A 26449-nucleotide genomic window follows, 5' to 3' on the forward strand; every position below is an offset into this window, starting at 1 on the left:
GCCGGGCATAAAAATCACAGTAATTAAGGAGAATTATCATGAGCTTTATGTTGGCGCTTCCAAAAATCAGCCTGCACGGCGCGGGCGCGATCGGCGATATGGTCAATCTGGTGGCAAACAAACAGTGGGGAAAAGCGCTGATTGTCACCGACGGCCAGCTGGTGAAGCTGGGCCTGCTCGACAGCCTGTTTTCCGCGCTCGACGCCCATCAGATGTCGTATCACCTGTTCGATGAAGTATTCCCGAATCCGACGGAAGCGCTGGTGCAAAAAGGCTATGCGGCATATCAGGATGCGGAGTGTGATTACCTGATTGCCTTTGGCGGCGGCAGCCCGATTGATACCGCCAAGGCGATAAAAATCCTCACCGCCAACCCGGGCCCGTCAACCGATTACTCCGGCGTCGGCAAGGTGAAAAACGCGGGCGTGCCGCTGGTGGCGATCAACACCACCGCAGGCACGGCGGCGGAGATGACCAGCAACGCGGTGATCATTGACGCCGCGCGACAGGTGAAAGAGGTGATTATCGACCCGAACATCATCCCGGATATCGCCGTGGACGATGCCAGCGTGATGCTCGATATTCCGGCCTCCGTGACCGCCGCAACCGGCATGGATGCCTTGACCCACGCCATTGAAGCCTACGTGTCCGTCGGCGCGCACCCGCTGACCGATGCCAACGCGCTGGAGGCGATTCGCCTGATCAACCTCTGGCTGCCGAAAGCGGTCGACGACGGTCACAACCTGGAAGCGCGCGAGCAGATGGCTTTTGGTCAGTATCTGGCGGGCATGGCGTTTAACAGCGCCGGTCTGGGGCTGGTACACGCTCTGGCGCACCAGCCGGGCGCGACGCACAACCTGCCGCACGGCGTGTGCAACGCCATTCTGCTGCCGATCATCGAAAACTTTAACCGCCCGAACGCGGTCGCCCGATTTGCCCGCGTGGCGCAGGCGATGGGCGTTGACACGCGCGGCATGAGCGATGAAGCGGCCAGCATGTCAGCCATTCAGGCAATTCGTGACCTGAGCGCCCGCGTCGGCATTCCGTCCGGCTTCAGCCAGCTTGGCGTCACCAAAGCCGATATTGAAGGCTGGCTGGATAAAGCGCTCGCCGACCCGTGCGCGCCGTGCAACCCGCGCACCGCGAGCCGTGAAGAGGTCCGCGAGCTGTACCTGGAGGCATTATGATCCGCAAAGCGTTTGTGATGCAGGTAAACCCGGACGCGCACGAGGAGTACGCGCGCCGCCACAACCCGATCTGGCCTGAGCTGGAGGCGGTACTGAAAGCCCATGGCGCGCACCACTACGCCATTTACCTCGACAAAGCCCGCAACCTGCTGTTTGCGACGGTGGAAATTGAATCGGAAGAGCGCTGGAACGCGGTGGCAAACACCGATGTCTGCCAGCGCTGGTGGAAATATATGGGTGACGTTATGCCGTCGAACCCGGATAACAGCCCGGTGAGTGCGGCGCTGAAAGAGGTGTTTTACCTGGACTGATGTGTTAACGCTGCTGCCCTTGCGGTAGCAGCAATCTCCCGCCTGCCACTCAGCGTAAACGCCGACACCACCGTGATCGCCAGCACGAAGCAGCCCAGTATCAGATACGTCTCCTGGAAGCCGACCCGGTCATACATATTTCCGGCAAAGGCGGAGAGGAAGATCGCCGCCGACTGTTTGGCAAACTGGAAGCCAATCAGGTAGATGGTGGCCGACAGGCGCGTATCAAACACCCCGGTGATGTACTTGAATGCCCCCACCAGCAGGAACGGGACTTCCAGCGCGTGCAGCATCTTCAGGGCAATCACCTCCACGGCAGTGGTGGCAAACGACGAGCCGATAATGCGCGTCGCCATGATCACCCCGGCAATCAGCAGCGTGTTTTTCGCGCCGATGCGGTTAATGATCCACGGCGAGCAGAACATAATGATCGCGTTACAGATTTCCCCCGCCGTGGTGGCGAAACCAAAGGCACGGGTCCCCTCCTGCGGCGTGGCGAAGAAGGTTTTGAAGAAGGTGGCAAACTGCTGGTCGAAGACGTCATACACGCAGGCCACGCCAATCACGTACAGGATGAACATCCACATTCTGCGCTGGCGGAACAAGGTAAAAACGGTTTTAGCGGTGATCTGCGGCTGATTCGCGCCCAGGGCGTTCATCACCTGCGCCGTCTGGTTAGGCTTCGGTTTCGCGACCACCAGCAGCAGCATCAGCAACAGCGCCGCGGCCGACCCCATCCAGAAGACGTACGACGGATCGATGCCGAACAGGATGCCGCCCGTTGAGGCGCACAGCCCCCAGCCGAGACAGCCGAACATACGCGCCTTGCCGTACTCAAAAAAGCTGTTGCGGCTTACGCGCTCAATATAGGCCTCAATCGCCCCCGACCCCGCTGAGAAGACAAAGCCGATATACAACCCACCGCTCAGTGCCCCCAGCCAGATATTGGTTTTCAGCAGCGGGGCGAAGACGTACAGGAAGAACGGCGCGAACAGGAACAGCAGCACCGAGATGATCCAAAGCAGGTGTTTTTTCAGCCCCAGCTTGTCCGAAATGACCCCCAGCACCGGCTGGAAGGCAATGGCCGACAGCGAGATGCAGGAGAAAACAATCCCGGTATGGGTTTTGTTCAGGCCGATGATGTCCGACAGCCAGATCGGCAGGAACGGAAAGCAGGTGGCCATGATGAAGAAGTAGAGAAAGAAGAACAGCCCGAAGATCCAGAAATTAGGGTTGTCTTTGTGGGTACAGGTTGTTGTGTTCATTATTTTTATCCTCAACGGAGGGCCGGTTGCCCGGCCCGTCACCCTTACACGCGTTCCACACCAATCAGAATGGCGGTTTCCGGATCCAGAATCGGCAGTGCAATACCCGCCTGCATCAGCCACTCGCCGCTTACCGTTTGCGGCGCGTTCATCCACGCCGGCAGCTTACGCATGGTGTGCCCGCCCTCGCCCGTAATCTGGATGTTCGGGTGATCGAGCAGCGTGATGCGGTACAGCGCGCTGGCGTCTAACCCCGGCATGCGCAGCGGCATCATCAGGGTGTAATCCGGCATCGCGAGCTGGCTGACCAAAAACAGCCCCTGCGTCTTGTCTTCGCTCACTATACCCTGCGCCAGGGTGGTGGCGTCCGGCATATCCACGCGCCACTGGGTGCCGTGATGAATGACCTCTCGCCACCGCTTGTGCAGCGCGGCGTAATGGCGATAGCCTTCACGCTCCTGCGCATCGACGGTGAGCGGATCCAGCTCCAGCCCCATGTGACCAAACAGCGCTGTTAGCCCGCGGAACTGAATGCTGTGCTGGCGGAAGGTGGCGTGACATTTATGGTGACCGATATGCGCGCCCATCACCTCCGGCGGGAAGAAGTAGCTCATGCCGCGCTGGATAGTGTTGCGCTCCAGCGCGTCGTTGTTGTCGGACGCCCAGAAGCGGTGGCAGCGGGTCAGTACTTCATAATCGATTCGCCCGCCGCCGGAGGAGCAGGATTCAAACTCAATGTGCGGGAAACGCTCGCCCAGCACGTCCAGCAGGCGATAAAACTGACGCGTCTGGGCATCGGCGGCGGCTTTGCCTTTGTGCCCTGGCTGCACCAGCTCGCGGTTCATGTCCCACTTCACGTAGTCGACCGCGTGTTCGCCCAGCAGCCAGCTCATGCGTTCGACCAGATATTCAAAGGCCTGCGGAATATTGAGATTGAGGACCAGCTGGTGTCGCCCGGTCGCCTGGGCGTAGCCCGGCAGCGCCAGCACCCAGTCAGGGTGCGCGCGGTACAGATCGGAATCCGGGTTAATCATCTCCGGCTCAACCCAGATACCAAACTCCATGCCGAGCTGTTTAACGTGATCAATCACCGGCTTAAGGCCGTTCGGGTATTTTTTCTCGTCCAGATACCAGTCGCCCAGCGCGGCGTGGTCGTCGTTACGGCCTTTGAACCAGCCGTCGTCAATGATAAAGCGCTCCACGCCCAGCGCGGCGGCCTCGTCGGCCATGCGCATGATGTAGTCCGGATCGTGGTTGAAGTAGATCCCCTCCCAGGTGTTGAGATGCACCGGGCGCGGTTTATCTTCCGGGAAGCGGATAACGTTATCGCGCAGGTAGCGGTGGAACTGCTGGCTCATGCCATTCAGCCCGTGCGGGGAGTGGCTGGCATACAGGCGCGGCGTCCAGAGCGTTTCCCCCTCTTCAATCGCCATTTCACCCGGCAGGTAGAGCGCTTCGGCCTGCATATAGCGGCGGCCATCGGTTTTCGCCTCCGCACGCAGGCGGTGGTTGCCGCTCCAGCCCAGATGCACGCCCCAGACGTGGCCGTGCATTTCACTGAATGACGGCGTACCTGAAATCAGCGCCGGGAAATGTTCATGGGAGGTTTTACCCCGGCGGTTTTCAATCACAAAGCTGTCATGTTCAAGCATCACGCGGTGCGGCTGAAACTCCCTGATCCAGCGTCCGTGGAAGGCCATCACCTCCTGCGCGCGTTCGGCCACCGGCAGCGTTACGGCAAAGCGATCCACCTGCCACGCCTGCGTTTTCAGGTTGGTTAAGCCATGGCGCACCACCAGTACGCCGCTGGCATCCAGCGTTAATTCACTGGTCAGGCGCAGGCCCGCCTGTTTATCTTCTGCCGTTACCGTCAGAGTTTGCCCCTGCTGTTGTACGCCTGTGGTTGTGAAGACAGGCGATCCGTCCAGCCCCTGGCGATGCCCCTCAATGCCGGGCGAACCAAACAGGCCGTGCCCCAGCTCTGCCATCAGCGTGACGGGGGAGTCCACGTCCAGCCTGCCGTTAGCAACCGGGCGGGAAATACTTAGCGCATCCTGCGGCGAAAAGTGCTGAAGGTGCGGCCCCCAGTAGAGAATTTCGGCGAACGGGTGGGTTTTTAGCACCACGTCAACCGTATTGCTTTCAAGTCGAAAAATGGCATCTTGCATCGGACATCTCCTGTCATCGGGATGTCCTGAGTGTTGATCCGAAACGTTTCGGATACAAACCAAAACGTTTCGGATCTGTGATCGGGTTTTGAATTTTTGGTGTAATCAGGCCGTCTGGCCTGGGGAAAATTCCGGCTGCCAGAGCACCTGAAGGGTGTCGATGTCGTCGCCGTTAATCAGCTGGCGCACCATATCGGCAATCTGTTTCCCGACACCCTGACGGGTAGACTGGATCACCGCCGCGACGTCGATATCGACAATGCTGTCCTGCGGTAAACCGTCATAGACCACCAGCGAGACGGCATTTTCACCGGTTAAGCGCCCCATCTGCGCCAGAGCCATCGCTGCGCCGTCGCCGTGGGTGTTGCAGTCGGTAATGATGGCCGTGGGCGGCTGCGGCAGGGAGAGAAGTTCTTGCGTGGTGGCATACCCCACGCGGCGCGAGGGGGGCATGGCGCGCAGCCATTCGCTGGAAAGTCCGGCTTCCCGCAGCGCGTCCAGGTAGCCCTGGCGGCGCTGGGTGATGAATGCCTGGTTGTTGCTTTCGCCCAGCAGCGCAATGCGCCGATGGCCTTTCTCGATCAGCCAGCGGGTGGCCTGATACGTACCGGCATAGTTGTCGAAATCGAACCACGCGTACGGCTGCGGGAGCTGGCTGCGGCCGAGCGCCAGGAACGGGAACCCGGCGGCCTGAAGCTGCTCAAGACGCGGATCGTGATCCAGCGTATGCGCCACTATCAGCGCATCCACGCGTCGGCTCTGCACCATGCGCATATAGCTGTGTTTGTCCGCCAGATCGTCGTCAGCGATGAGCAGCAGGTCAATCTCATGTCGCGCCAGTTCGTGGCTAATTTCGCCGACCATGTCCATAAAAACGCTGTTATTGAGCGGAACAGGATGCACCGGAAACACCAGCCCGACGGCGTCGATTTTGCCCATCTTCAGGCGACGGGCAAAGGTATTTGGTCGGTAGCCACGGCGCTGGGCCTCCGCTTCCACGCGGGCGCGCGTCTCAGCCGAAACGTCGTCATACCCGTTGAGGGCGCGGCTGACGGTGGTAACAGACAGCCCCAGTTCTTTGGCAATGGCTTTAAGCGACATGATTTTCCGTATCTTCGTTAGTTTTGTTCCGCCACCAGCAGCGCGTGCGTATCCGGCTCCAGCGCCTTAAAGATATGCGGCTGGTCAGCGGGGTAGCAAATGTAATCTCCCGGGCCGAGCTCTTCCGCCGCGTCGATCAGACCGACCATCGCCCGCCCCTGGGTCACGATAATATGCTCAACCGACCCAGGCGGATGGGGCTGGGAAATACGGTCTGCCCCCGGCTGAGTCAGCAGCAGATAGATATCCCGACGCGCCCCCGGCGGACACGCCGCGAGCAAAATCGCCTCGTAGTTCGCCTGCCCGGCAACCACTTTTGTGCCCTCGCCGCGGCGGATCACCTGCGTGACGGGTTGCTGCGGCTCCAGTAACCGAGCAAACGGAATATCCAGCGCCACGCAAAGCGACCACAGCGTTTCCAGGCTAGGATTGCCGTTGCCAGACTCCAGTTGAGAAAGCGTGGATTTGGCGATCCCGGCACGGCGGGCAATTTCCGCCAGTGAGAGCCCGGTTCGCAGGCGCTCTCGCACCAGGCTTTTGGCGATCACGCTGATTGGCTGCGTCATAATAACGGCCTCTTTCTCTCTATAACGAACGAATCGTTCGTCTTGTAAAACGTTTCTGATGCGTTCATTATAATGGAAATACGTTCGATATGGCTAAAATGGTATGAAGAATCACCTCTCTTGCCTGAAAGGCGACACGATAAAAGCGATCGTCCTGGTCTGCCTCGCGGTGGGCGTGGTCGGCATGTCTTATGGCTCACTGGCGATGGCCTACGGTTTCCCGCTGTGGGTGCCGTTTGTCCTCTCCCTCACGGTGCTGGCAGGCGCATCCGAGTTTATGTTTATCGGCATCGTGGCGAGCGGCGGCAATCCGCTGGCAGCGGCAGCGGCCGGTTTACTGGTTAACGCGCGCCATGTGCCGTTCGGCGTTACGGTGCGTGAACTGGTGGGCAAGCGCGGCCTGAGCTTTCTGGGCTGTCATATCATGAATGATGAAAGTGTGGTGTTCGGCCTGTCGCAAAAAACCGCCGAGCAGCGTAAAGCGGCCTACTGGCTGTGCGGCCTGGGCGTGGCAATCATCTGGCCGCTGGGGGCGGTGCTGGGCGCGATGGTCGGCAAGCTGCTGCCAGATCCGGAAACCATTGGGCTGGACGCGGTGTTCCCGGCGATCCTGCTGGCGTTAGTGGTGCCGGCATTTAAAAACCGTACCACGCTGATCCGCGCCTGTAGCGGTGCAGTGTTGTCGCTGGCCGCCGTACCGTTTGCGCCGGTTGGCCTGCCGGTGCTGCTCTCTTTGCTCGGCCTTGCCGCGAGGAAAAAATAATGGAAAACATGACGGTCTTTCTTCTCGGCATCGCCATTCTTTCTGCCGGAACCTATCTGATGCGTCTTGGCGGAGCGAAGCTTGGCAACCGGCTGGCGCTTTCAGAACGGTCGCAGGCGCTGCTTTCAGATGCGGCTACCGTTTTGCTGTTCTCCGTCGCGCTGGCGACAACGTTTTATGAAGGGGACCATTTTGCCGGGATGGCGCGCGTGCTGGGGGTGGGGTTCGCGGTGTTTCTGGCCTGGCGCAAAATGCCGTTAATTGTGGTGATCGTCGCGGCGGCGGTGGTGACAGCGCTGCTGCGTCTGGCGGGGATCCACTAGAAAATATGCCCGACATAACAGGTCGGCCGGGCATAACAGAGATTATCGCGCAGGAAGCGTATCAACATTGAGCGTCAGCGTTTCTTCAAAATCCGTGGTGTTAGTAACGCTAAACGCCTTGTCAGAGAGATAGGTCGTGATCATCATAGTGGCGACAAACTGCTCGCCCGCCACTTCTGTACCGTTTACCGCCGCCAGCGCTTTTTCCGGCTTCAGCGTCACCTGAGAAGCGCCTCCCTGAACGGCTACCGCGCCAATATCGACCGCGGCCAGCTGCACGGGGTTCCCGTCCACCCGCCCATCTTTGAATTCGATTTTCATCGCGCCGCTGTCCGTAAAACGATACGCCAGGTTCTGTCGGGCAATCCCGTCTACGGAGATGCGCATTTTGCGCACATCCGGACACAGCACCGAAACCTGAACTTCACGCATCACAGAAGCATAACCGTTGTACACTTTGCCAATATGTTCAGCGGACGTTTGCCGCATATCCTCTTTACGGTAGCGCCCGTAATCGACTTTCTTCACCGCCGACATCATTTCACAGGCGCCGTCATCGGCCTGCGCCATTCCCGAAAGTCCCGCTGCGCCGCAGAGCAGCATAAGCATCAGCGCGTATTGACGAACGTTATTCAGAGACATTTCCCTGTCACCTCTTCATAGAATTTATTCGGTTCTGCCTCCGGCAGGGTGTACGTCAGCCTGCAACGCCCTTCATCCAGCTTCGCATACAGCTGCTGGCTGGCAGAGATATCGTTCAGGAAGATCACGCCGTCTTCTGGCGCACTCGTCACATACTCCCCTGCCGCGTCCACAATCGAGACACCTTCCGGCAGCGGCGTACCGTCCGCACGGCGTATACTGAGCAGCACGCGGCGCTGGCTTAACGTCGCAAACTCCCACTTCGCCACAGCGCCGTGAGACGCTTTGATCGCTGTTCTGCCATTTCTTACGTCCAGATTGCCTGGCAGGCTTTCCGTGTTGATCTCAATCGTGCTTTCACGGAACGGCGACAGCGCAGGAATAATCGCCTGGCCCCATTTATCGGTCCATACCGCGCCGCGCGGGGTACCTATCTCGATGCCAGCCACCGGTTTATCCAGTCTGGCAATGGCGTACGTATCGGTCACGCGGTAAGGCGAGAAGGTCACCCCGTCGCTGTGGGCGACAATCCCGCCGCTTAATGCTGCTGAGTAGTTGGTATTGCTGTCGTTATCTCCTCCTGCCGCCAGCGCCAGGTTGGTGTAATGCAGATTACTGTTCAGCGAGCTGTCCCAGCTGGTGGTGTTCTCTTCCTGGTCCTGAGTGACCCCCACCGTGTACTGGTTCTCAGCGTTGAGCGAGCCCATCGCCCGCGTGCCGTAAGAACGCTTACCTTCGCTCTCGCGATACCAGGAGCTGGTTGTCACGCCTGAGCGTCCCAGCGGGATCGACACGTTTACGTAAAACTGATCGTTGTCGCTGCTGTCGTGCCGGCTGACATCCGACTCCCAGTTCACGCTCACGTTGAAGTATTTAAAAGTCTGTGACCACGACGAGATAAACCGGCGACTGTCATAGTCGCTGTTCCAGCTCTCGTTGCGATAATAGCTGAGGGAAAAGCGGCCCAGCGTGGTACTCGACCAGTTGATACCGACGCTGGTGTCGTATTTGGTTTGCGACATATCGTCATCGTCGCCGTAAAGTTCCGCCATCTCGCGATAGTCCGGTGTGCCATAGCTACCGCCCAGCGAAAGCCCAATGCCCCACGGCAGGGAGTAACCCAGATCCAGCGTCGTTTTGTTGCCGTCGGTTTGCGTCTGGTTGTCTATTGACGCCAGAAAACCCAACGAGGCATACAGGTTCTGCATCGGTATGGTATCGAGGTTGCCGGAGAAGCCATAATAGTGGTTATCCGCCATCACCATACCGGCCAGGAAATTGACACGCTTATTGACAGACCAGCCGTTGTTGGCGGACACCACCCACGGATTTTCAAAGCGTGAGTCCATGTCTTCAACGCGGCCCATAGCCAGCGTAAAGCCCGGGGCACGGCCTATATGATTGCTGCGGAACGTACTTGCCGAGACAGTGAATCGGTTTTCGCTGCCGTCAGTCTCGGTGACCGTTACGTTCAGGTCGGTGTTGAGGTTCGCCAGCGGCACGTCATCCAGGTTGAACGGACCGGCAGGAACCAGCGTTGAGTAAATAAGCTGTCCGCCCTGGCGGATATCGACGCGCGCCTGCGGATTACGGGCAATACCGCTGACTTCGACGCCCGTCCCCACCTGAGGAGTGAGTGCGGTATCCGGCATCATCTGGACCCCGTAAATTCCCGGAATACTGAAGCGGCTGTTGGCGATGTTAATCTGGCCACCCTGCACCATCACGCCATAATCGGTAAAGGTACGCTGGGCATAGGTGTAGAGGGAGTCGACATCAAAATCCTGATCGCTGCCGTCGCTAATGAACTGCGTGCTGCGCACAATCCAGTCTCCGGCATTAAAGCCCATTTCAAAGGTCGACTGGAAACGGTCAGCGTTCTCATCATCATAGTGATTATGGGTGCCAAACATGGAGTAATTCAGCATGGCTGCACGTCCGCCACGCACCTCGGCGAACTGTCGGCCATAATCAGGGTCGATCGCTTCAGGCGGTACAACAACCGATATTTCATCAATATCCGGCGAAGTCTGAATCGTTGATCCGGACCAGTAGTGATAAATCTTCGGGCAGGTGCCTCTTTTCGTCTGTTTAATCAGGCCCGCGTTTTCCAGAAACGCTTTATCAATACAGGGCATTCCTTCCTCATCAAATTTCACGGGCATAATATTGCGCTGCTTACCATTAATATTAACCGTCACATTATGGTAGCCAGGGGTAAAACGGGGAGTGAGGGAATAGTAATCCGCAATGGCCGGATCAAGCCCGTTATTTTTTAAAGCATCGCTGTCAAATATGGCTCGCGCCAGTTCCAGAGATTCATTCGCATTAGAGGAAATCTCAGCCCGAATATTAAATGCCAGCACGCTAAGGCAAAACACGAGCATTCCCTTTTTACAGGAACCGTTTAACATAACTACTCCATGTTTGTTAAGTGATTTTATTGCTTAAGGTCGGCGATATAATTCCCTGCCTTATAGCCATAACGCGTTGCCGGATAGATTTCGATTTGTTTTTCGGATGCTGATATTTTGGCTGGGGCGCTGGCCGTCATTTTTTCGCCAGGAAGAATGTAAGTCTTAGCTAATGTCGCGATCGTACCCGAGGCCATTAATTTCACCTTTTGCTCCAGTCGGACGACATAAGGCGTATTATTCTCAACCGTGACATTGCCATTTTTTATCTGCCAGGTGAGTGCCTTCCAGGGTTCAATATTTACCGCCAGGCCAGCCGGGTGAATAATGACGGGAAGGTTCTGGCTAAACACCACTTTAACTTTATTTTTTTCACGCTGTGGGATAGCGGTAAAAATGACACGCTTAAAATGTTCCACCTTCAGCGGCTCATTATTGTTTTTCAGCACAAAACGCACGCGCTGGGTTTTACCCGCATCTACGCGCACAACCGGCTGCGTGGCAATCAGACCCGGTTTAGGGTCGTCCGGGAGATCAATAATTTTGGTGTACAGCAGCTGTGCTTCAGCATCGGTGTTTTTGACATCCATGCTGGCCCCCTGCTTGTCTTCATTGACAATAAGCAGCGAGGTATCCGGCACCATCCCGGCAGCCATACCGTTGAATGAGGCCAGCAGGCAGGCACAGATCAGCGTTCTCTTTAAAAGCAGCATAATATTAGTCCATTAATATTGGTATAGGACACCCCACCGGGGTGAGGTGTCAGGTATTTCATGATACGTGGGGGTGATTACAGATAAACCAGCTCAACGTTGGTTAAGCCGTCCAGGGTGGCTTCATCCGTGATATTTAAATCGTTGGTTGGGTTAATCATCGCGGCAATGCCCACGTTGAAGTTAATTTTAGTTTGTGCAACAGGTGCAATTGTACCGGTCGCTTGATCTGTGAAGGAATAAATCTCACTCTTATCTGCTTTCACCTGTAAATAGCGAACCCCGCTTTTAACTCCCCATGATGCACCGTTATCGCTGGTGAAGATTGGATAAAGGTTTACACCGTCTCCGTTGGTCGTCGCCCCGTCGGTCTTTTGGATACCCATTGAATAAGCGCCAATCTTCTTATCGCCATACATCCCCAGGCCAGCCGTAAAACCCACGCTGGTAGGGAAATCCGAATCAATAAAGTTCACCGGAATAGTCTCCGTAGGCGCAGAATCCACATGCGAATCGTTAAAGGTCACGCCAACGCGGGTCGCTTCTTCACAGGTAATAGAAATAGGGATAATTTTAACATCCGCCAGAGGGGTTGGGGTGGTGGAATTCAGACTAGCCACCTTCATGGTACCGAAATCAGCAATACCGCCACCGCTAATAAATGCCGGTGTACAGGAAGACGGAACAATTTTCCCCGTAACCTGAATATCAACACTGGAAGCCGCCATTGCTGAAGACGCCGCTACTGCCAGTACAGATGCCAGCACTCCTTTTTTAAACATCGCGTTCATTTAATCTCCTTATATGAGTTAAATACAAAATAAACCAAAAGAGAAATATTTGGTTTTAGGGGTAAAGATTTAATATTGTTTTTGAAACTATCATCATGAATAACCGGGGTCAATGACTCCGAATCTCTTTAGGATTAAAGCCTGAGGATTTCCTTATTATTTGGGATCAATTATTGATTATTTATATAATAAATCCCGAAATACAGTCTGAAAGACATGAAATCATACATTATAGAAATGAATTAAAAGAACTGGTCAGACCTTGTATTTAGATCATGTATGAGATTGCTGATTTTTAAGTAAGGGTACTCAACCGGACGGCACATTATAGTTATTATTCAACCAATAAGAAATATCCCGGAGGATATGGCTATTTTCTGTCAGGTTGAAAATACAGGCGGTTTGTACAGGAAGGCGGGATAAAACAGGGGAGCAGAATGAAACCTGTCCCTGCTCCGAAAAGCAAGGGACAGCGGCTATATGACTTATTTGTTCAGTTCAGCGGTCATGTGTACGCGGTTACCGGTGAATGCCTGGGTAATTTTGTAGGATGACGCGCCCGCTTCCTGAGCCTGTGCGGCGATTTTAGCTTCTGCACCATCCAGCGTAGAGGCGGATGCAGTCACAGTCTGCGCAGCGAAAGAACCGAAAGAAGTAGCCAGAGCGATTACAGCGACAAAAGTTTTGATGCTTTTCATGAGATAAACCTTTTCGTTAAGTTGTTTAGATAAGGCACCGTGCCTTGATGAGACAAATACTAGCCCTCATCATGAACAACTAAAAGCGGAAGGTTTTGCTATACTCATTCAAAATTACTGATTAACAATTAATCGCTGCGGATGGGTGTAAATTGTCGCCCTGCCCGGCTTGCAGAACCCCACCAGCGTCAGGTTGCAGCGCTCTGCCACTTCGACCGCCAGCGTTGTCGCAGCCGACACCGCAAACAGGATCTCCACGCCGCACATGGCCGCTTTCTGTACCATTTCATAGCTGGCGCGGCTGGAAACGAGCGCGGCCCCTTGCTGCCAGACGGCATCTTCACGCGCGCGACGGCCCAGCAGCTTATCCAGCGCCACATGGCGGCCCACATCTTCATGACCTCCGACGATCTCGCCCGACGGGAGCAACCACGCCGCAGCATGTGTACAGCCGCTCAGCTGGCCTATGGGCTGGACATCATTGAGGTGCTCCAGGGCTTTGTCGAGGTTACCGAGGTTGAAGGTCTGGGTAAACGGCAGCGGCGCGACGGGCTTACCGATATCGTTAAGCTGTTCAACGCCGCACACGCCGCAGCCGGTGCGTCCGGCCAGCGCCCGGCGGCGCTCTTTCAGCCCCATAAAGCGACGACTGGAGAGTTCGATTTGTACTTCAAGACCATTACAGGCCTGAACCACATCCATACCGTAGATCTCCTGCGGATGCGCAATGATGCCTTCCGAGAGGGAAAAACCTATGGCGAACAGTTCCAGATCTTTCGGCGAAGCCATCATCACCACATGCGAAATCCCGTTGTAAACCAGGGCAACGGGGACCTCTTCCGCCAGAAAATCCGGCGTGGCATGTGAAATGTGAGGCGGTCTGTGTACCGACAGTTCCACAATGCCCGCAGGCAGTGGCGACACGTGGGCAGCACGGTTTTGTTTAGACACAACGGTATTCCTGAACAACCACGGAAGTGAGCCTGCTATTGCAACACAAACGGCAGGCCTTACGCATAGTATGGATCAACTTTTCAGCAACCATTCTCCTACTCAATACGGAGGGGTGCAACCGATCAGCTGCTACACCTCTTTAACATGCACAGGATAAAATGTGATTGATATCACATTTTATAATCAATGCCGTGATAATACGTTCACTTTGTTTTAACCCCGTTAGAACAGGCGTACCGACATTGTGGTATTCTGGGCTTATCCCTCGGAGAAATGAGGGATTAATGCAAATTTTTCTCCTTTGCGGTTAATTCTCAACCGCAAAGTAAAACTACATAGCAATGTCGTAATGAACCAAGGAGTGACCCATGCAGGTCAGCAGAAGGCAGTTCTTTAAGATCTGCGCTGGCGGTATGGCAGGCACCACGGCGGCGGCACTGGGCTTTGCGCCCGGTGTAGCGCTGGCGGAAACACGGCAGTATAAACTGCTGCGCACCCGCGAAACCCGTAACACCTGTACGTACTGCTCCGTCGGCTGTGGGCTGTTAATGTATAGCCTCGGCGACGGTGCGAAAAACGCCAAAGCATCCATTTTCCACATCGAAGGCGATCCGGATCACCCGGTCAACCGTGGTGCGCTGTGTCCGAAAGGGGCCGGTCTGGTAGATTTTATCCACTCCGAAAACCGCCTGAAGTTTCCTGAGTATCGCGCTCCCGGCTCTGACAAATGGCAGCAAATCAGCTGGGAGGAAGCGTTCGATCGCATCGCTAAGCTGATGAAAGAAGACCGCGATGCCAACTTTATCGCGAAGAATGCCGAAGGCACCACCGTTAACCGCTGGCTCTCCACCGGCATGCTGTGTGCTTCTGCGTCCAGTAACGAAACCGGCTATTTAACCCAGAAATTTACGCGCGCACTCGGTATGCTCGCGGTCGACAACCAAGCGCGTGTCTGACACGGACCAACGGTAGCAAGTCTTGCTCCAACATTTGGTCGCGGTGCGATGACCAACCACTGGGTCGACATCAAAAACGCCAACCTCATTGTGGTGATGGGCGGTAACGCCGCTGAAGCGCACCCTGTCGGGTTCCGCTGGGCGATGGAAGCCAAAATCCACAACGGCGCGAAGCTGATTGTGATCGATCCCCGCTTTACGCGTACAGCGTCAGTGGCGGATTTCTACACCCCTATTCGTTCAGGTACTGACATCACTTTCCTGTCAGGCGTATTGCTGTACCTGATGACCAACGAAAAATATAACCGCGAGTACACCGAAGCCTATACCAACGCCAGCCTGATCGTGCGTGAGGATTACCACTTCGAAGATGGCCTGTTCAGCGGTTATGACGCCGAAAAACGCAAATACGACAAAACCAGCTGGAACTACGAGCTGGATGAAAACGGCTTTGCGAAGCGCGACACCACCCTGCAACACCCGCGCTGCGTGTGGAACCTGCTGAAAGAGCACGTTTCCCGCTACACGCCGGAGGTTGTCGAAAACATCTGTGGGACGCCAAAGGCGGACTTCCTGAAGGTGTGCGAGCTGATTGCGGAAACCAGCGCGAAAGATAAAACCGCGTCGTTCCTGTATGCGCTCGGCTGGACGCAGCACTCCATCGGCGCGCAGAACATCCGCACCATGGCGATGGTTCAGCTGCTCCTCGGCAACATGGGGATGGCAGGCGGCGGCGTGAACGCCCTGCGCGGTCACTCCAACATTCAGGGTCTGACCGACCTCGGCCTGCTGTCTCAAAGCCTGACGGGTTACATGAACCTGCCGAGCGAGAAACAGACTGACCTGCAAACCTACCTGACGGCCAGCACGCCAAAACCGCTGCTCGAAGGCCAGGTGAACTACTGGGGCAACTATCCGAAGTTCTTCGTCTCGCTGATGAAAGCCTTCTACGGCGACAAGGCGACGGCGGAAAACAGCTGGGGCTTTGACTGGCTGCCGAAGTGGGACAAAGGTTACGACGTACTTCAGTACTTCGAAATGATGCACCAGGGCCAGGTCAACGGCTATATCTGCCAGGGCTTTAACCCGGTGGCGTCGTTCCCGAACAAGAACAAGGTTGTCGAGTCTCTGTCGAAGCTGAAGTTCCTGGTGACGATTGACCCGCTCAATACCGAAACGTCGACGTTCTGGCAGAACCACGGTGAGTCGAACGATGTCGATCCGTCGAAGATTCAGACCGAAGTGTTCCGTCTGCCGTCTACCTGCTTCGCGGAAGAGAACGGGTCTATCGTCAACTCCGGCCGCTGGTTGCAGTGGCACTGGAAAGGCGCGGATGCCCCGGGCATCGCCTTGAACGACGGCGAGATCCTGGCCGGTATCTTCTTACGTCTGCGTAAAATGTACGCGGCTGAAGGCGGCGCAACGCCTGAGCCGGTGCTGAACATGACCTGGAACTACTCGACGCCAGAGAATCCGTCTCCGGAAGAAGTGGCGATGGAGAGCAACGGTAAGGCGCTGGCGGACGTTATCGACCCGGCGACCGGTGCGGTGCTGGCGAAGAAAGGCGATCAGCTCAGCACCTTTGCGCACCTGCGCGATGACGGTACGACCTCCAGCGGCTGCTGGATCTTTGCGGGTAGCTGGACGCCGAAAGGCAACCAGATGGCCAACCGCGATAACGCCGACCCGTCGGGCCTCGGCAATACGCTGGGCTGGGCATGGGCATGGCCGCTTAACCGCCGCATCCTCTATAACCGCGCCTCTGCTGACCCGCAAGGCAACCCGTGGGATCCGAAGCGTCAGCTACTGAAGTGGGACGGCGCGAAATGGGGCGGCGTGGATATTCCGGACTACAGCACTGCCGCACCGGGCAGCGATGTCGGGCCGTTTATCATGCAGCCTGAAGGGATGGGGCGCCTGTTTGCTATCGATAAGATGGCGGAAGGTCCGTTCCCGGAACACTACGAGCCGTTTGAGACGCCGCTGGGTACTAACCCGCTGCACCCGAACGTGGTCTCTAACCCGGCAGCCCGCATCTTCAAAGGCGATTTTGAAGCGCTGGGTAAAAAGGACAAGTTCCCTTATGTCGGCACCACTTACCGTCTGACCGAGCACTTCCACTACTGGACCAAGCACGCGCTGCTGAATGCCATCGCGCAGCCGGAGCAGTTTGTGGAGATCGGCGAGAAGCTGGCGAACAAACTCGGCATTGCCCATGGCGATACCGTGAAGGTCTCCTCTAACCGCGGCTACATCAAAGCCAAGGCGGTGGTGACCAAGCGTATTCGCACGCTGAACGTTCACGGTCAGCAGGTGGATACCATCGGCATCCCAATTCACTGGGGTTATGAGGGCGTGGCGAAGAAAGGGTTCATTGCGAACACCCTGACGCCGTTCGTCGGTGATGCGAACACGCAGACGCCGGAGTTTAAGGCCTTCCTCGTGAACGTGGAAAAGGTGTAACGGAGACGACTTATGGCTTATCAATCTCAAGACATTATCCGTCGTTCCGCGACTAACGGTTTCACGCCCGCGCCTCAGGCGCGGGACCACCAGCAGGAAGTGGCGAAGCTTATCGACGTGACCACCTGTATCGGCTGTAAAGCCTGTCAGGTGGCCTGTTCAGAGTGGAACGACATCCGTGACGAAGTGGGTCACAACGTCGGGGTGTACGACAACCCGGCGGACCTGACCGCCAAGTCCTGGACGGTAATGCGTTTCTCGGAAGTGGAGCAGAACGACAAACTGGAATGGCTTATCCGCAAAGATGGCTGTATGCACTGTGCGGATCCGGGCTGCCTGAAGGCGTGTCCGTCAGAAGGGGCTATCATTCAGTATGCCAACGGCATCGTCGACTTCCAGTCCGAGCAGTGTATTGGCTGCGGCTATTGCATCGCGGGTTGTCCGTTTGACGTGCCGCGCCTGAACCCGGAAGACAACCGCGTCTACAAATGTACGCTGTGCGTTGACCGCGTAAATGTCGGCCAGGAGCCAGCGTGCGTGAAGACCTGTCCAACTGGCGCTATCCACTTTGGCTCCAAAGAGGATATGAAAACGCTGGCGGCAGAGCGCGTGGGCGAGCTGAAAACTCGTGGTTACGATAACGCGGGCCTGTACGATCCGGCCGGGGTTGGCGGTACGCACGTGATGTACGTGCTGCACCACGCCGACAAGCCGAACCTGTATCACGGCCTGCCGGAGAACCCGGAAATCAGCGCGACCGTGAAGTTCTGGAAAGGCATCTGGAAACCGCTGGCCGCGGTCGGTTTTGCGGCCACCTTCGCAGCGAGCATCTTCCACTACGTCGGCGTTGGTCCGAACCGTGCGGAAGAGGAAGACGACAACCTGCATGAAGAGAAAGACGAGGTGCGCAAATGAGAAAACGTGACACCATCGTGCGCTACACCGCGCCGGAACGCATCAACCACTGGGTCACCGCCTTCTGCTTCATGCTGGCGGCGATAAGCGGGCTGGGGTTCTTCTTCCCGTCCTTCAACTGGCTGATGCAGATACTGGGCACGCCGCAGCTGGCGCGCATCCTTCACCCGTTCGTGGGTGTGGTGATGTTTGCCTCGTTCATCATCATGTTTTTCCGCTACTGGCACCATAACCTAATCAATCGGGATGATATCTTTTGGGCGAAGAATATTCGTAAGATCGTCGTCAACGAGGAAGTGGGTGATACCGGGCGTTATAACTTCGGCCAGAAATGCGTATTCTGGGCGGCGATTATCTTCCTGGTCCTGTTGCTGGTGAGCGGCGTGATCATCTGGCGTCCGTACTTTGCGCCTGCTTTCTCAATCCCGGTGATCCGATTCGCGCTGATGCTGCATTCATTTGCCGCAGTGGCGTTAATTGTGGTTATCATGGTGCATATTTACGCCGCCCTCTGGGTGAAAGGCACCATTACCGCGATGGTGGAAGGCTGGGTCACCAAAACGTGGGCGAAGAAACATCACCCGCGCTGGTACCGAGAAGTCCGCCAGAAACAGGAAAAGTCATCTGAATGAGTATTCGCATAATCCCGCAAGATGAGCTGGGGTCGAGCGAGAAACGTACGGCGGAGTATATTCCGCCGTTGTTATTCCCCAGACTCAAGAACCTCTACAACCGCCGCGCAGAGCGTCTGCGCGAGCTAGCAGAGAACAACCCGCTGGGCGATTTTCTGCGTTTTGCCGCGCTGGTCGCCCATGCGCAGGAAGTGGTGCTGTACGACCATCCGCTGCAAATGGACCTGACCGCACGCATCAAAGAAGCCAACGAGCAGGGCAAACCGCCGCTGGATATTCACGTCCTGCCGCGCGACAAGCACTGGCATAAGCTGCTGCATTCCCTGATCGCCGAGCTGAAGCCCGAGATGAGCGGCACGGCGCTGGCAGTCATTGAGAACCTGGAAAAAGCCTCCGATCAGGAGCTGGAAGAGATGGCGAGCGCGCTGTTTGCTTCCGACTTCTCACTGGTGAGCAGCGATAAAGCGCCGTTCATCTGGGCTGCGCTGTCGCTCTACTGGGCGCAAATGGCGAGCCTGATTCCAGGTAAAGCCCGCGCCGAATACGGCGAAGCGCGCCAGTTCTGCCCGGTGTGTGGTTCAATGCCGGTCTCCAGCATGGTGCAAATCGGCACCACTCAGGGGCTGCGCTACCTGCACTGCAACCTGTGTGAAACCGAGTGGCACGTGGTGCGCATCAAGTGCAGCAACTGCGAACAGACCCGCGATCTGAACTACTGGTCGCTGGAAAATGAAGACGCGGCGGTGAAAGCGGAGAGCTGCGGCGACTGCGGGACCTACCTGAAGATTCTGTATCAGGAAAAAGACCCGAAAGTCGAAGCCGTGGCCGACGATCTCGCCTCGCTGATTCTGGACGCGAAGATGGAGCAGGAGGGCTTTGCCCGCAGCTCGATCAACCCGTTCCTGTTCCCGGGTGAAGGGGAGTAATCTCCTGTGAGAGTGCCGGGCGGCGCGAGCTTGCCCGGCCTACACCTGGTAAGGCGTAAGGACCTCGTCAATACCCGCAAAATCTTTCGTGTTGCGAGAAATCAACGGACATTTTCTGCTCTGCGCTGTGGCCAGAATGATAGCATCAGGCAGTTTCATTCCATGCTTCTCACGTAGTAAAACGCTTCTTTCCACAATATCCCGAGACACATCAATAATTTCAAAAGCGCCCATAACGGCTGCCGTTTTCGCTTCATGACCATGCCTGCGAGCGCCCACCATTACTTCCATCCAGGTAATTAAGCTGATGGCACGATGCGACGCGGTATGCTCAATCGCATCCGCAGCTTCAACACGGTTGTTGAAGAGATCAATGAGAATATTGGTATCAAACACTGCCATGTGCTCCATGATTACCACTCCTCACGCAGCTTGCGTTCATACTCAAGCCCGTCCTCTTTTCTGTCTCCCCACAGACCAAGCGCATTTCGGATAACAGAAGAACTCTGCTGGTCGAGATACAGTTCTATCGCTTCCCGAAGCAGTTCAGCACGTGGTTGATTTCGCAATTGCTTGAGATTATCCAAACGTTGAATCACGTCATCAGACAAATCGATAAGTATTCTGCCCATATCAAGTTCCGCCAAAACGCTCATATATCACCTTAGCATATCATCTTTGGTTAATTTTCAGGCAAAATACTCTTTATCAATTTAGGGTGAAAGGACGTTTTTTAGGGAATGATCGATTTTGCGAGCCGCTTTCCACAATATGCACCTCTCAACATTTCTCTGTTTTCATCTGCTGTAAACCAGGCTATAAACTGTATAAAAACACAGTAAAAGGACGTAATCATGGCACTGGAAAAGGGTATTGATAAGCTGGTACAGGAGTTTATTGCCGCAGGACGACCTTCCTCGCGAAAGCAGAGTATTGATGACCGGAGAAGCGGATATGTCGCCAGCACAGCGCTAGCCGGGGAAACAGAAACGCGTGTCCAGGTTGAAACGCTTGTTCTTGAGGATATGACCTTTCGGGTATTTTCGCCTTTCAATGCCCCTGAAACGTTATCTTGTGCCCTCTACTATCATGGCGGTTGTTTTGTCAGCGGTGGGTTTGAAACCCATGATAATCAGCTTCGCCAACTGGCGTTTTACGGTAACTGCCGGGTCATTGCGGTTCAGTACAGACTCGCACCCGAGCATACTTTCCCCGCTGCGCATGACGATGCAGAGAGAGCGGCAGATCTTGTCTGGCAAAATGCAGAACAATTAGGTGTGGATAAAAACCGGATTACACTTTGTGGAGACAGCGCAGGAGGTCATCTTGCGCTGGTAACGTCATTGCGGCTTAAGGCCAAAGGTCTCTGGGATCCCGCGCAGCTCATTCTTATCTACCCCATGCTCGACGCTACGGCCAGTTTTGAAAGCTATACCCTCAATGGCATGGATTACGTGATTACTCGCGATACCCTTTTGAGCGGCTATGAAATGTATCTGGCTGGAGCCGACCGTCAACATCCTGAAGTCAGCCCACTGTGGCGCAACGACTTTAGCGGTCTGCCGAAGGTCCATATTGTTACCGCGGAGTATGATCCGTTACGCGACGAAGGCGAGGCGCTTTATCAGCGCCTCACGGAGCAAGGCGTGAAGTGTACCGCTCAACGATGGCGGGGTGTAATACACGGCTTCTTCCAGTTGGGTGGAATTAGCCAGTCAGCGCGAGACGTTATGCGAGATATTGCCTGGCGCATTAACCATGCCGGGCGAGAGTGAAAAGGAGACTACTCCTCCTCGTTCCCGCCCTCTTCATACGCGCCATACGGCTTCGCAGGCAGAACGATATAGGTGCCTTCAAACACCGCGCCTGGCGTTTCATCGCCGAACAGCTCCACCTGCATCTGTACGCGTGCTTTACGTCCACGCGCCAGACGGTCGAGATCGCCGCCCAGTGCGCCCAGGTCAGCAACCGCGCTCGGCTTGCCGCTGATCGGGGCGCTGTAGCGGATATGGGCATCGGCCAGAATAATGGTGCCGCCGAGATGACGTTCGCGCAGCATCAGCCAGATCAGTCCCCAGCCGGTGAGCGTGGCGAGTGAAAACAGGCTGCCGGCAAACAGGGTATGGTGCGGGTTCTGGTTGCCGGTTTCCGGCATGGTGGTAATAAATTTTTGCCCGGTATATTGCTGAATACGCACACCCATTTTTTCACTGAGCGGAATGTGCTGATACCACGCCTGCTGGAGCTGCCCGCACCAGTCGGCGCGATGGAGAATATCGTCCAGCGTGGCGATGGGTTTGATCATCAAAAAGTGACGAATCGGCGTAGTTTGCGGGGCGGTGATTTCCCCCTGATTCACGAAACCAAGCTTGGCAAAGAACTCAACGGCATCTTCGCGGGCGCTACAGGTGACACGCTTGACCCCTTCCTGACGGGCAACGGATTCCAGCGTCATAGCCATCAGCGTTCCAAGGCCTTTGTCCTGCACGGAGGGATGAACGGCCATAAAGCGGATTGAAGCTTCGTTGTCGGCATTGATATACAGACGTCCCACGGCAACGAGGTTGCCCTCTTCATCAACCACCATCTGGTGGTGCGCCATCGCGTCCCAGGCGTCGCGTTCAGAGCCTTTAGGTTGATGCAGTGGCTTGCGCAGCATTTCCCAGCGGAAATGGTAATAAGCGTCTAATTCTTCTTCCGTTTGCGGTACTCGAAGGTGATACATAGCTGTACTCTCTCTTGTTACCCGCGGCCATGCCGCCAGTTGGCTCATACCTGGAGCCAGAATGTGACGGGGCCATCGTTCACCAGCGAAACCTGCATATCCGCAGCGAATCGTCCGGTTTGTGTATTCATGTCCTGTTGGCGACAGCGCTCAACAAAGTACTCGTAAAGGGCTTCTGCGCGATCCGGTGCCGCGCCCTTCGAAAAACTCGGGCGCATGCCGCGTTCGGTATCCGCGGCCAGCGTAAACTGGGAGACCACCAGCACGCTGCCGCCCGCCTGCTGAACGTTCAGGTTCATCTTGCCTTCCGCATCGCTGAAAATGCGGTAGCCCAGTACGCGCTCACACAAGCGGTTGGCTTTTTGTTCGTCGTCATCCTTTTCGACACCCAGGAGCACCAAAAGTCCTGGGCCAATTTCACCCGTCACCTCATCCGCCACGGTGACGCTGGCACGGGTTACGCGCTGAATCAATGCAATCATGGTTGGTCTGCTTCTTGTTGTTTTTCAGCTTCTGCTGCTTTTTTGAGTTCGCGGTAGACCCCGAGAGTGACAGTTATTTCGGCGCCAAGCAAGACGATACACCACGTCCAGTAGACCCAGACAAACAAAATGGGGATCACCGCCAGCACGCCGTAAATCAGCTGATAAGAGGGGAACATGGTGATATAAAGCGCGAATCCTTTCTTGCCCAGCTCAAAGAGCAACGCCGCGACCAGCGCACCCACCACGGCATCCCGGTTGGGTACGCGCGTGGTTGGTACCACGCTGTAGAGCAGCCAGAACGAAAGCCACGATAAAATCAGCGGGAAGATACGCAGCACGTTATCGATCACGCTGTTTAAGTCGGTCGCCCAGCGCAGCGAAAGAAGGTAGGAACTGATCGCCAGGCTTGCCCCCGCCAGCAATGGGCCAAGGGTTAAAATCATCCAGTAGACGGCAAAGGAGTAAACCTTCGGGCGGACTTTTTTGCTCCGCCAGATGGTGTTGAGCGCACTGTCGATGGAGTACATCAGCAGCAGCGCGGTAACAATAAGCCCACATGCCCCCACCGCCGTCATCTTGCTGGAGTTAGCGACAAACTGTTCAATGTAGTTCTGGATCACATCGCCGGTGGCAGGAATAAAGTTCGCGAAAACAAAATGGCGAAGCTGCATGCTCACATCGGCAAACATCGGAAACGCCGAAAAAAGCGCAAAAATCACCGCCACCAGCGGCACCAGCGAGAGCAAGGACACGTAAGCGAGATTGCCCGCCAGCGTGGTCATGTTGTCCTCGTCAATGCGATGCCAGAGGAGTTTCAGCCACGCCCTCAGCGGGCGCGTGTGGTGATTGGCTTTTTGATGAACGGTTTTTAGCATAACTGCTTCGCAAAGTAGTTCGGTATCGTCTCTTTTCCGGTCACCAGAATGGAGGTGATACCTAACTGATTAGCCCCTTCTATATTATCGGCGTTGTCGTCAAAAAAGACCGCATCCGCCGCCGTGAATCCTTCTTCCTGCAATACCGCCTGATAGATGCGCGCCTCAGGTTTACGCATCCCCATATCCTGGGAGAGATACACCTTATCTGCCGCCGCGTGGATTTCCGGGTATTCATCCGGCCAGAAGGTGGTATGCAGGCGGTTGGTATTCGACAGGACGACGACACGATGCCCCTGCTCGCGCAGCTTGTGCATGATGTCGATCACTTCGGGGCGGATCGCGACAAATATGGCCTGCCAGCCGTGGGAAAACTGCTCGTAGCTTAACGAGAGACCCATTTCCTGACAGAAACGCTCTGCGAACGCTTCATCGCTGATCTCACCGCGCTCGTGCAGATGGAAAGTCTCACCCATCGCGAAATTCTGCTTTAACGTCGCCAGCGGAACACGGCTAAAATCGCTCCATGCGCCCAGCACCCGGTTAAAATCGATATCGACGATTACATTTCCTAAGTCAAAGATATAAAGCATGTTTATCTCCTTTCGCCGTGGAAAAGTAACTGTAGCGGGAAAGAGAAACTTTAGCTATGCGCCAGATTCAGCTTAGAGAAAGGAAAGGCCCGAATCGCAATATCGGGCCATAGGATTTTCAGCCAGCCTGCTGCTCTTCTCCGGAATTGACTTCGACAACCTCAACCTTGCTGGATTTGAGGTGATTTTGCAGCGCCGGGCCGGGCAGCTCATCGGTGAACAGCGCCGTCGCCTGCGCCACGTTGCCGATTTCAACCGCCGCGGAGGCGTGGTATTTCGTATGATCGGCCGCCAGTAAAATGTGACGGGAGTGAGCGATCATGGTTTTCACCACGCTGGCTTCGTTAACGTCAAATTCCATCATCGCGCCGTCGTGCTCTATCGCCCCGACGCTGGTGACCAGGTAATCTGCGCGAAATCCTGACACGAACGCTGTTGCCGCAGGACCGATAATGCCGCCGTTATGCGGGCGCAGCGTACCGCCGGGCACCATCACCTCAAAGCGCGGATTCTTATAAAGAATGTGCGCCACCCGCAGGCTGTTAGTGATGATGCGCAGATGATTATGGTTAAGCAGTGCCCGGGCAACGTGCTCCACGGTCGTCCCGATGGTGATAAAAATGGTCGAACCGTCGGGAATATAGTCCGCAATCGCTTCGGCAATCGCCCGTTTCTCTTCGGTAAGCGAGACTTCACGCTGTTCGAACGCCGTGTTGACCACGCTGGATGCCCTGCCCGCGCCGCCGTGATGACGGGTGATCAGCCCCTGCTCGCTGAGCTTACGGATATCCCGGCGCACGGTTTGCGTGGAGACATCCAGCAGCTGCGCCAGTTCATCAATGTTCATATAGCCGCGATCGGCAATCAGCGTCAGCAGCTGATCGTGACGCGGGTTGCCGGTCAGTTCGGTAAGGCTCATGGGCTGTCCTCTGAAAACCATCACGCCCCGCATTTTATACAAAAAGTGACAAAAAAGAGCGGGTTTGATCACAGTCGGGTATACCGGCGCGCCCGCCGGGCTTTGTACATTTCAGTGCTGCGACGGCGCTGGCAAAACGCACGGCGTCTGCGGCGGGTAATTTCTGCCCCAGGCTGACCGCCAGCGCACCGTGGAACACGTCGCCCGCCCCGGTGGTATCAATGACGTTCACTTCAAACCCAGGCTGATGACATAGCGTGTCGTTTTCCAGCCAGAAACAGCCGTCTCGCCCCTGTGTGACATACACATGTCCATTTGTGAGCGTTTGTGCTTTCTTCAGCGCGTTTTCGGTTTCATCCAGCTGCGTTAACCGCCGCAGTCCTGGCGCGGAGAAGGCCGCGTGGTCGCTTAAGGCGATCAGCTCCGCGATATCCTGCGGGGTGACATCCGCATCCAGCAACGTCGGTACACCCTGCTGACGGGCCAGGGTAAATGCCTGTTTTGCCCCGTCATGCCAGCGCACGTCGGCTAAGACAATGTCCCACTGAGAGAAGTCGATTTCATACAGCCAGTCTGCCGCCGCAGGGAGATCGGGGCTGGGGTAGTTGGCAATAACGCGCTCTCCGCTTGCGTCCACCAGCACCGCCGATTGCGACGATCGGGCTCCCTTAACTATGCGCGTATAGCGGGTGTTCACCCCCAGGGATTCCAGCTCCGCGAGCAGCCGTCTGCCGGTATCGTCGTCTCCCACCCGACCAATAAAATCCACTTCCGCCCCCAGTTTCGCGGCTGCCACTGCCGCCGTTGCCGCCGGGCCGCCGCCCACTTCCGTATAGTCTTTTGCGACATATTTCCCACCTTCTTTCGGTAAATCATCGAGATACCAGATGCGATCCAGCACGGTAATGCCGACACAAACGATGCGAGTCATGGTGATTCCTTCTGCGATTTCTGGTGCCTTCATTTTAATTTCACCAAATGTTTAAAAAGTGACCCGTGTCAATTTTTTGACTATAAATTACAAATACGATCAAAAACAGACACCACAAACGCGCAAAAATTGA

General features: G+C 55.9%; 27 protein-coding genes. 9 read left to right on the forward strand and 18 right to left on the reverse strand.

The window, feature by feature from the left end:
• Positions 1 to 38: 38 nt before the first annotated feature.
• Positions 39 to 1187 carry a lactaldehyde reductase gene (gene fucO, locus LOC22_RS10280; protein ID WP_039269443.1) on the forward strand — a complete coding sequence of 383 codons (1149 nt, stop codon included), beginning with the start codon at positions 39 to 41 and terminating at the stop codon, positions 1185 to 1187.
• Positions 1184 to 1498, forward strand: coding sequence for an L-rhamnose mutarotase (gene rhaM / locus LOC22_RS10285; protein ID WP_062933607.1), 315 nt, complete (start codon positions 1184 to 1186; stop codon positions 1496 to 1498). Before fucO ends, rhaM begins: the two co-directional genes overlap by 4 nt.
• Here the strand turns inward: rhaM and LOC22_RS10290 are convergent.
• From LOC22_RS10290 to LOC22_RS10305, 4 genes are all read right to left on the reverse strand, one after another.
• A complete protein-coding gene (locus tag LOC22_RS10290; protein ID WP_230239521.1) occupies positions 1486 to 2763 on the reverse strand; it encodes an MFS transporter in 1278 nt (425 codons plus the stop codon). The genes rhaM and LOC22_RS10290 overlap by 13 nt on opposite strands.
• A gap of 44 nt (positions 2764 to 2807) precedes the next feature.
• Positions 2808 to 4931 carry an alpha-galactosidase gene (locus LOC22_RS10295; RefSeq protein ID WP_230239522.1) on the reverse strand — a complete coding sequence of 708 codons (2124 nt, stop codon included), beginning with the start codon at positions 4929 to 4931 and terminating at the stop codon, positions 2808 to 2810.
• Between the two features lie 105 nt (positions 4932 to 5036).
• Positions 5037 to 6032 (reverse strand): LacI family DNA-binding transcriptional regulator, encoded by a 996-nt coding sequence (locus LOC22_RS10300; RefSeq protein WP_193136546.1) that lies wholly within the window; start codon positions 6030 to 6032, stop codon positions 5037 to 5039.
• A gap of 17 nt (positions 6033 to 6049) precedes the next feature.
• A complete protein-coding gene (locus LOC22_RS10305; RefSeq protein ID WP_003861973.1) occupies positions 6050 to 6598 on the reverse strand; it encodes a helix-turn-helix domain-containing protein in 549 nt (182 codons plus the stop codon).
• A gap of 103 nt (positions 6599 to 6701) precedes the next feature.
• Here LOC22_RS10305 and LOC22_RS10310 point away from each other — a divergent pair, with 103 nt between their 5' ends.
• Both LOC22_RS10310 and LOC22_RS10315 read left to right on the forward strand, forming a co-directional pair.
• Positions 6702 to 7361 (forward strand): AzlC family ABC transporter permease, encoded by a 660-nt coding sequence (locus LOC22_RS10310; RefSeq protein WP_015569922.1) that lies wholly within the window; start codon positions 6702 to 6704, stop codon positions 7359 to 7361.
• Positions 7361 to 7684 carry an AzlD domain-containing protein gene (locus tag LOC22_RS10315; RefSeq protein WP_163296844.1) on the forward strand — a complete coding sequence of 108 codons (324 nt, stop codon included), beginning with the start codon at positions 7361 to 7363 and terminating at the stop codon, positions 7682 to 7684. The genes LOC22_RS10310 and LOC22_RS10315 overlap by 1 nt, the downstream gene beginning before the upstream one ends.
• A gap of 42 nt (positions 7685 to 7726) precedes the next feature.
• Here LOC22_RS10315 and LOC22_RS10320 read toward each other — a convergent pair whose 3' ends face one another.
• The 6 genes from LOC22_RS10320 to fdhD form a co-directional block, all read right to left on the reverse strand.
• On the reverse strand, positions 7727 to 8326 hold the full coding sequence (locus tag LOC22_RS10320) for a hypothetical protein (RefSeq protein ID WP_017382680.1): 600 nt from the start codon (positions 8324 to 8326) through the stop codon (positions 7727 to 7729).
• On the reverse strand, positions 8317 to 10740 hold the full coding sequence (locus LOC22_RS10325) for a fimbrial biogenesis usher protein (protein WP_230239523.1): 2424 nt from the start codon (positions 10738 to 10740) through the stop codon (positions 8317 to 8319). The genes LOC22_RS10320 and LOC22_RS10325 overlap by 10 nt, the downstream gene beginning before the upstream one ends.
• A 26-nt stretch (positions 10741 to 10766) precedes the next feature.
• Positions 10767 to 11453, reverse strand: a complete 687-nt coding sequence (locus tag LOC22_RS10330; protein ID WP_047716213.1) for a fimbria/pilus chaperone family protein — start codon at positions 11451 to 11453, stop codon at positions 10767 to 10769.
• 77 nt (positions 11454 to 11530) lie between these two features.
• Positions 11531 to 12244 carry a DUF1120 domain-containing protein gene (locus tag LOC22_RS10335; protein WP_032103438.1) on the reverse strand — a complete coding sequence of 238 codons (714 nt, stop codon included), beginning with the start codon at positions 12242 to 12244 and terminating at the stop codon, positions 11531 to 11533.
• Positions 12245 to 12729: 485 nt separating this feature from the next.
• Positions 12730 to 12942 (reverse strand): DUF1471 domain-containing protein, encoded by a 213-nt coding sequence (locus LOC22_RS10340; protein WP_003861966.1) that lies wholly within the window; start codon positions 12940 to 12942, stop codon positions 12730 to 12732.
• Positions 12943 to 13056: 114 nt separating this feature from the next.
• Positions 13057 to 13893, reverse strand: coding sequence for a formate dehydrogenase accessory sulfurtransferase FdhD (gene fdhD, locus LOC22_RS10345; RefSeq protein ID WP_023295636.1), 837 nt, complete (start codon positions 13891 to 13893; stop codon positions 13057 to 13059).
• Positions 13894 to 14264: 371 nt separating this feature from the next.
• On the opposite strand from fdhD, the gene fdnG reads away from it, so the two are divergent.
• From fdnG to fdhE, 4 genes are read left to right on the forward strand one after another with little or no spacing between them, the layout of a single operon-like run.
• On the forward strand, positions 14265 to 17315 hold the full coding sequence (gene fdnG / locus LOC22_RS10350; protein ID WP_230239524.1) for a formate dehydrogenase-N subunit alpha: 3051 nt from the start codon (positions 14265 to 14267) through the stop codon (positions 17313 to 17315).
• A gap of 12 nt (positions 17316 to 17327) precedes the next feature.
• The gene (gene fdxH, locus LOC22_RS10355) at positions 17328 to 18230 is read left to right on the forward strand and encodes a formate dehydrogenase subunit beta (RefSeq protein ID WP_014072386.1); all 903 of its coding nucleotides are present in this window, start codon (positions 17328 to 17330) and stop codon (positions 18228 to 18230) included.
• Positions 18227 to 18862, forward strand: coding sequence for a formate dehydrogenase cytochrome b556 subunit (gene fdoI / locus LOC22_RS10360; protein ID WP_015569914.1), 636 nt, complete (start codon positions 18227 to 18229; stop codon positions 18860 to 18862). Before fdxH ends, fdoI begins: the two co-directional genes overlap by 4 nt.
• Positions 18859 to 19788, forward strand: a complete 930-nt coding sequence (gene fdhE, locus LOC22_RS10365) for a formate dehydrogenase accessory protein FdhE (protein WP_003861956.1) — start codon at positions 18859 to 18861, stop codon at positions 19786 to 19788. Before fdoI ends, fdhE begins: the two co-directional genes overlap by 4 nt.
• Positions 19789 to 19827: 39 nt before the next feature.
• Here fdhE and LOC22_RS10370 read toward each other — a convergent pair whose 3' ends face one another.
• Both LOC22_RS10370 and LOC22_RS10375 read right to left on the reverse strand, forming a co-directional pair.
• A complete protein-coding gene (locus tag LOC22_RS10370) occupies positions 19828 to 20199 on the reverse strand; it encodes a type II toxin-antitoxin system VapC family toxin (RefSeq protein ID WP_023295637.1) in 372 nt (123 codons plus the stop codon).
• A 2-nt stretch (positions 20200 to 20201) separates the two neighbouring features.
• Positions 20202 to 20444, reverse strand: a complete 243-nt coding sequence (locus LOC22_RS10375; protein WP_015569912.1) for a ribbon-helix-helix domain-containing protein — start codon at positions 20442 to 20444, stop codon at positions 20202 to 20204.
• A 198-nt stretch (positions 20445 to 20642) separates the two neighbouring features.
• Here LOC22_RS10375 and LOC22_RS10380 point away from each other — a divergent pair, with 198 nt between their 5' ends.
• Positions 20643 to 21563, forward strand: coding sequence for an alpha/beta hydrolase (locus LOC22_RS10380; protein WP_017382675.1), 921 nt, complete (start codon positions 20643 to 20645; stop codon positions 21561 to 21563).
• A gap of 8 nt (positions 21564 to 21571) precedes the next feature.
• On the opposite strand, the gene fabY is transcribed toward LOC22_RS10380, so the two are convergent.
• The 6 genes from fabY to LOC22_RS10410 all read right to left on the reverse strand — a co-directional run bounded on the left by fabY (position 21572) and on the right by LOC22_RS10410 (position 26316).
• Entirely contained in the window at positions 21572 to 22513 is a 942-nt protein-coding gene (fabY, locus tag LOC22_RS10385; RefSeq protein ID WP_015569910.1) for a fatty acid biosynthesis protein FabY, read from the reverse strand.
• A 44-nt stretch (positions 22514 to 22557) separates the two neighbouring features.
• A complete protein-coding gene (gene dtd / locus LOC22_RS10390; protein WP_015569909.1) occupies positions 22558 to 22995 on the reverse strand; it encodes a D-aminoacyl-tRNA deacylase in 438 nt (145 codons plus the stop codon).
• Positions 22992 to 23873: a virulence factor BrkB family protein gene (locus tag LOC22_RS10395; protein WP_003861949.1), complete on the reverse strand. Its 882-nt coding sequence runs from the start codon at positions 23871 to 23873 to the stop codon at positions 22992 to 22994. The genes dtd and LOC22_RS10395 overlap by 4 nt, the downstream gene beginning before the upstream one ends.
• On the reverse strand, positions 23867 to 24466 hold the full coding sequence (gene yihX, locus LOC22_RS10400; RefSeq protein WP_047055778.1) for a glucose-1-phosphatase: 600 nt from the start codon (positions 24464 to 24466) through the stop codon (positions 23867 to 23869). The genes LOC22_RS10395 and yihX overlap by 7 nt, the downstream gene beginning before the upstream one ends.
• Positions 24467 to 24584: 118 nt before the next feature.
• Complete coding sequence (locus LOC22_RS10405; RefSeq protein ID WP_003861944.1) at positions 24585 to 25385, reverse strand: DeoR/GlpR family DNA-binding transcription regulator; 801 nt, start codon at positions 25383 to 25385, stop codon at positions 24585 to 24587.
• 34 nt (positions 25386 to 25419) lie between these two features.
• On the reverse strand, positions 25420 to 26316 hold the full coding sequence (locus tag LOC22_RS10410) for a sugar kinase (RefSeq protein WP_230239525.1): 897 nt from the start codon (positions 26314 to 26316) through the stop codon (positions 25420 to 25422).
• Positions 26317 to 26449: the final 133 nt, after the last annotated feature.

This window comes from Enterobacter sp. AN-K1, assembly GCF_020971765.1.
Lineage (GTDB): Bacteria > Pseudomonadota > Gammaproteobacteria > Enterobacterales > Enterobacteriaceae > Enterobacter > Enterobacter hormaechei_C.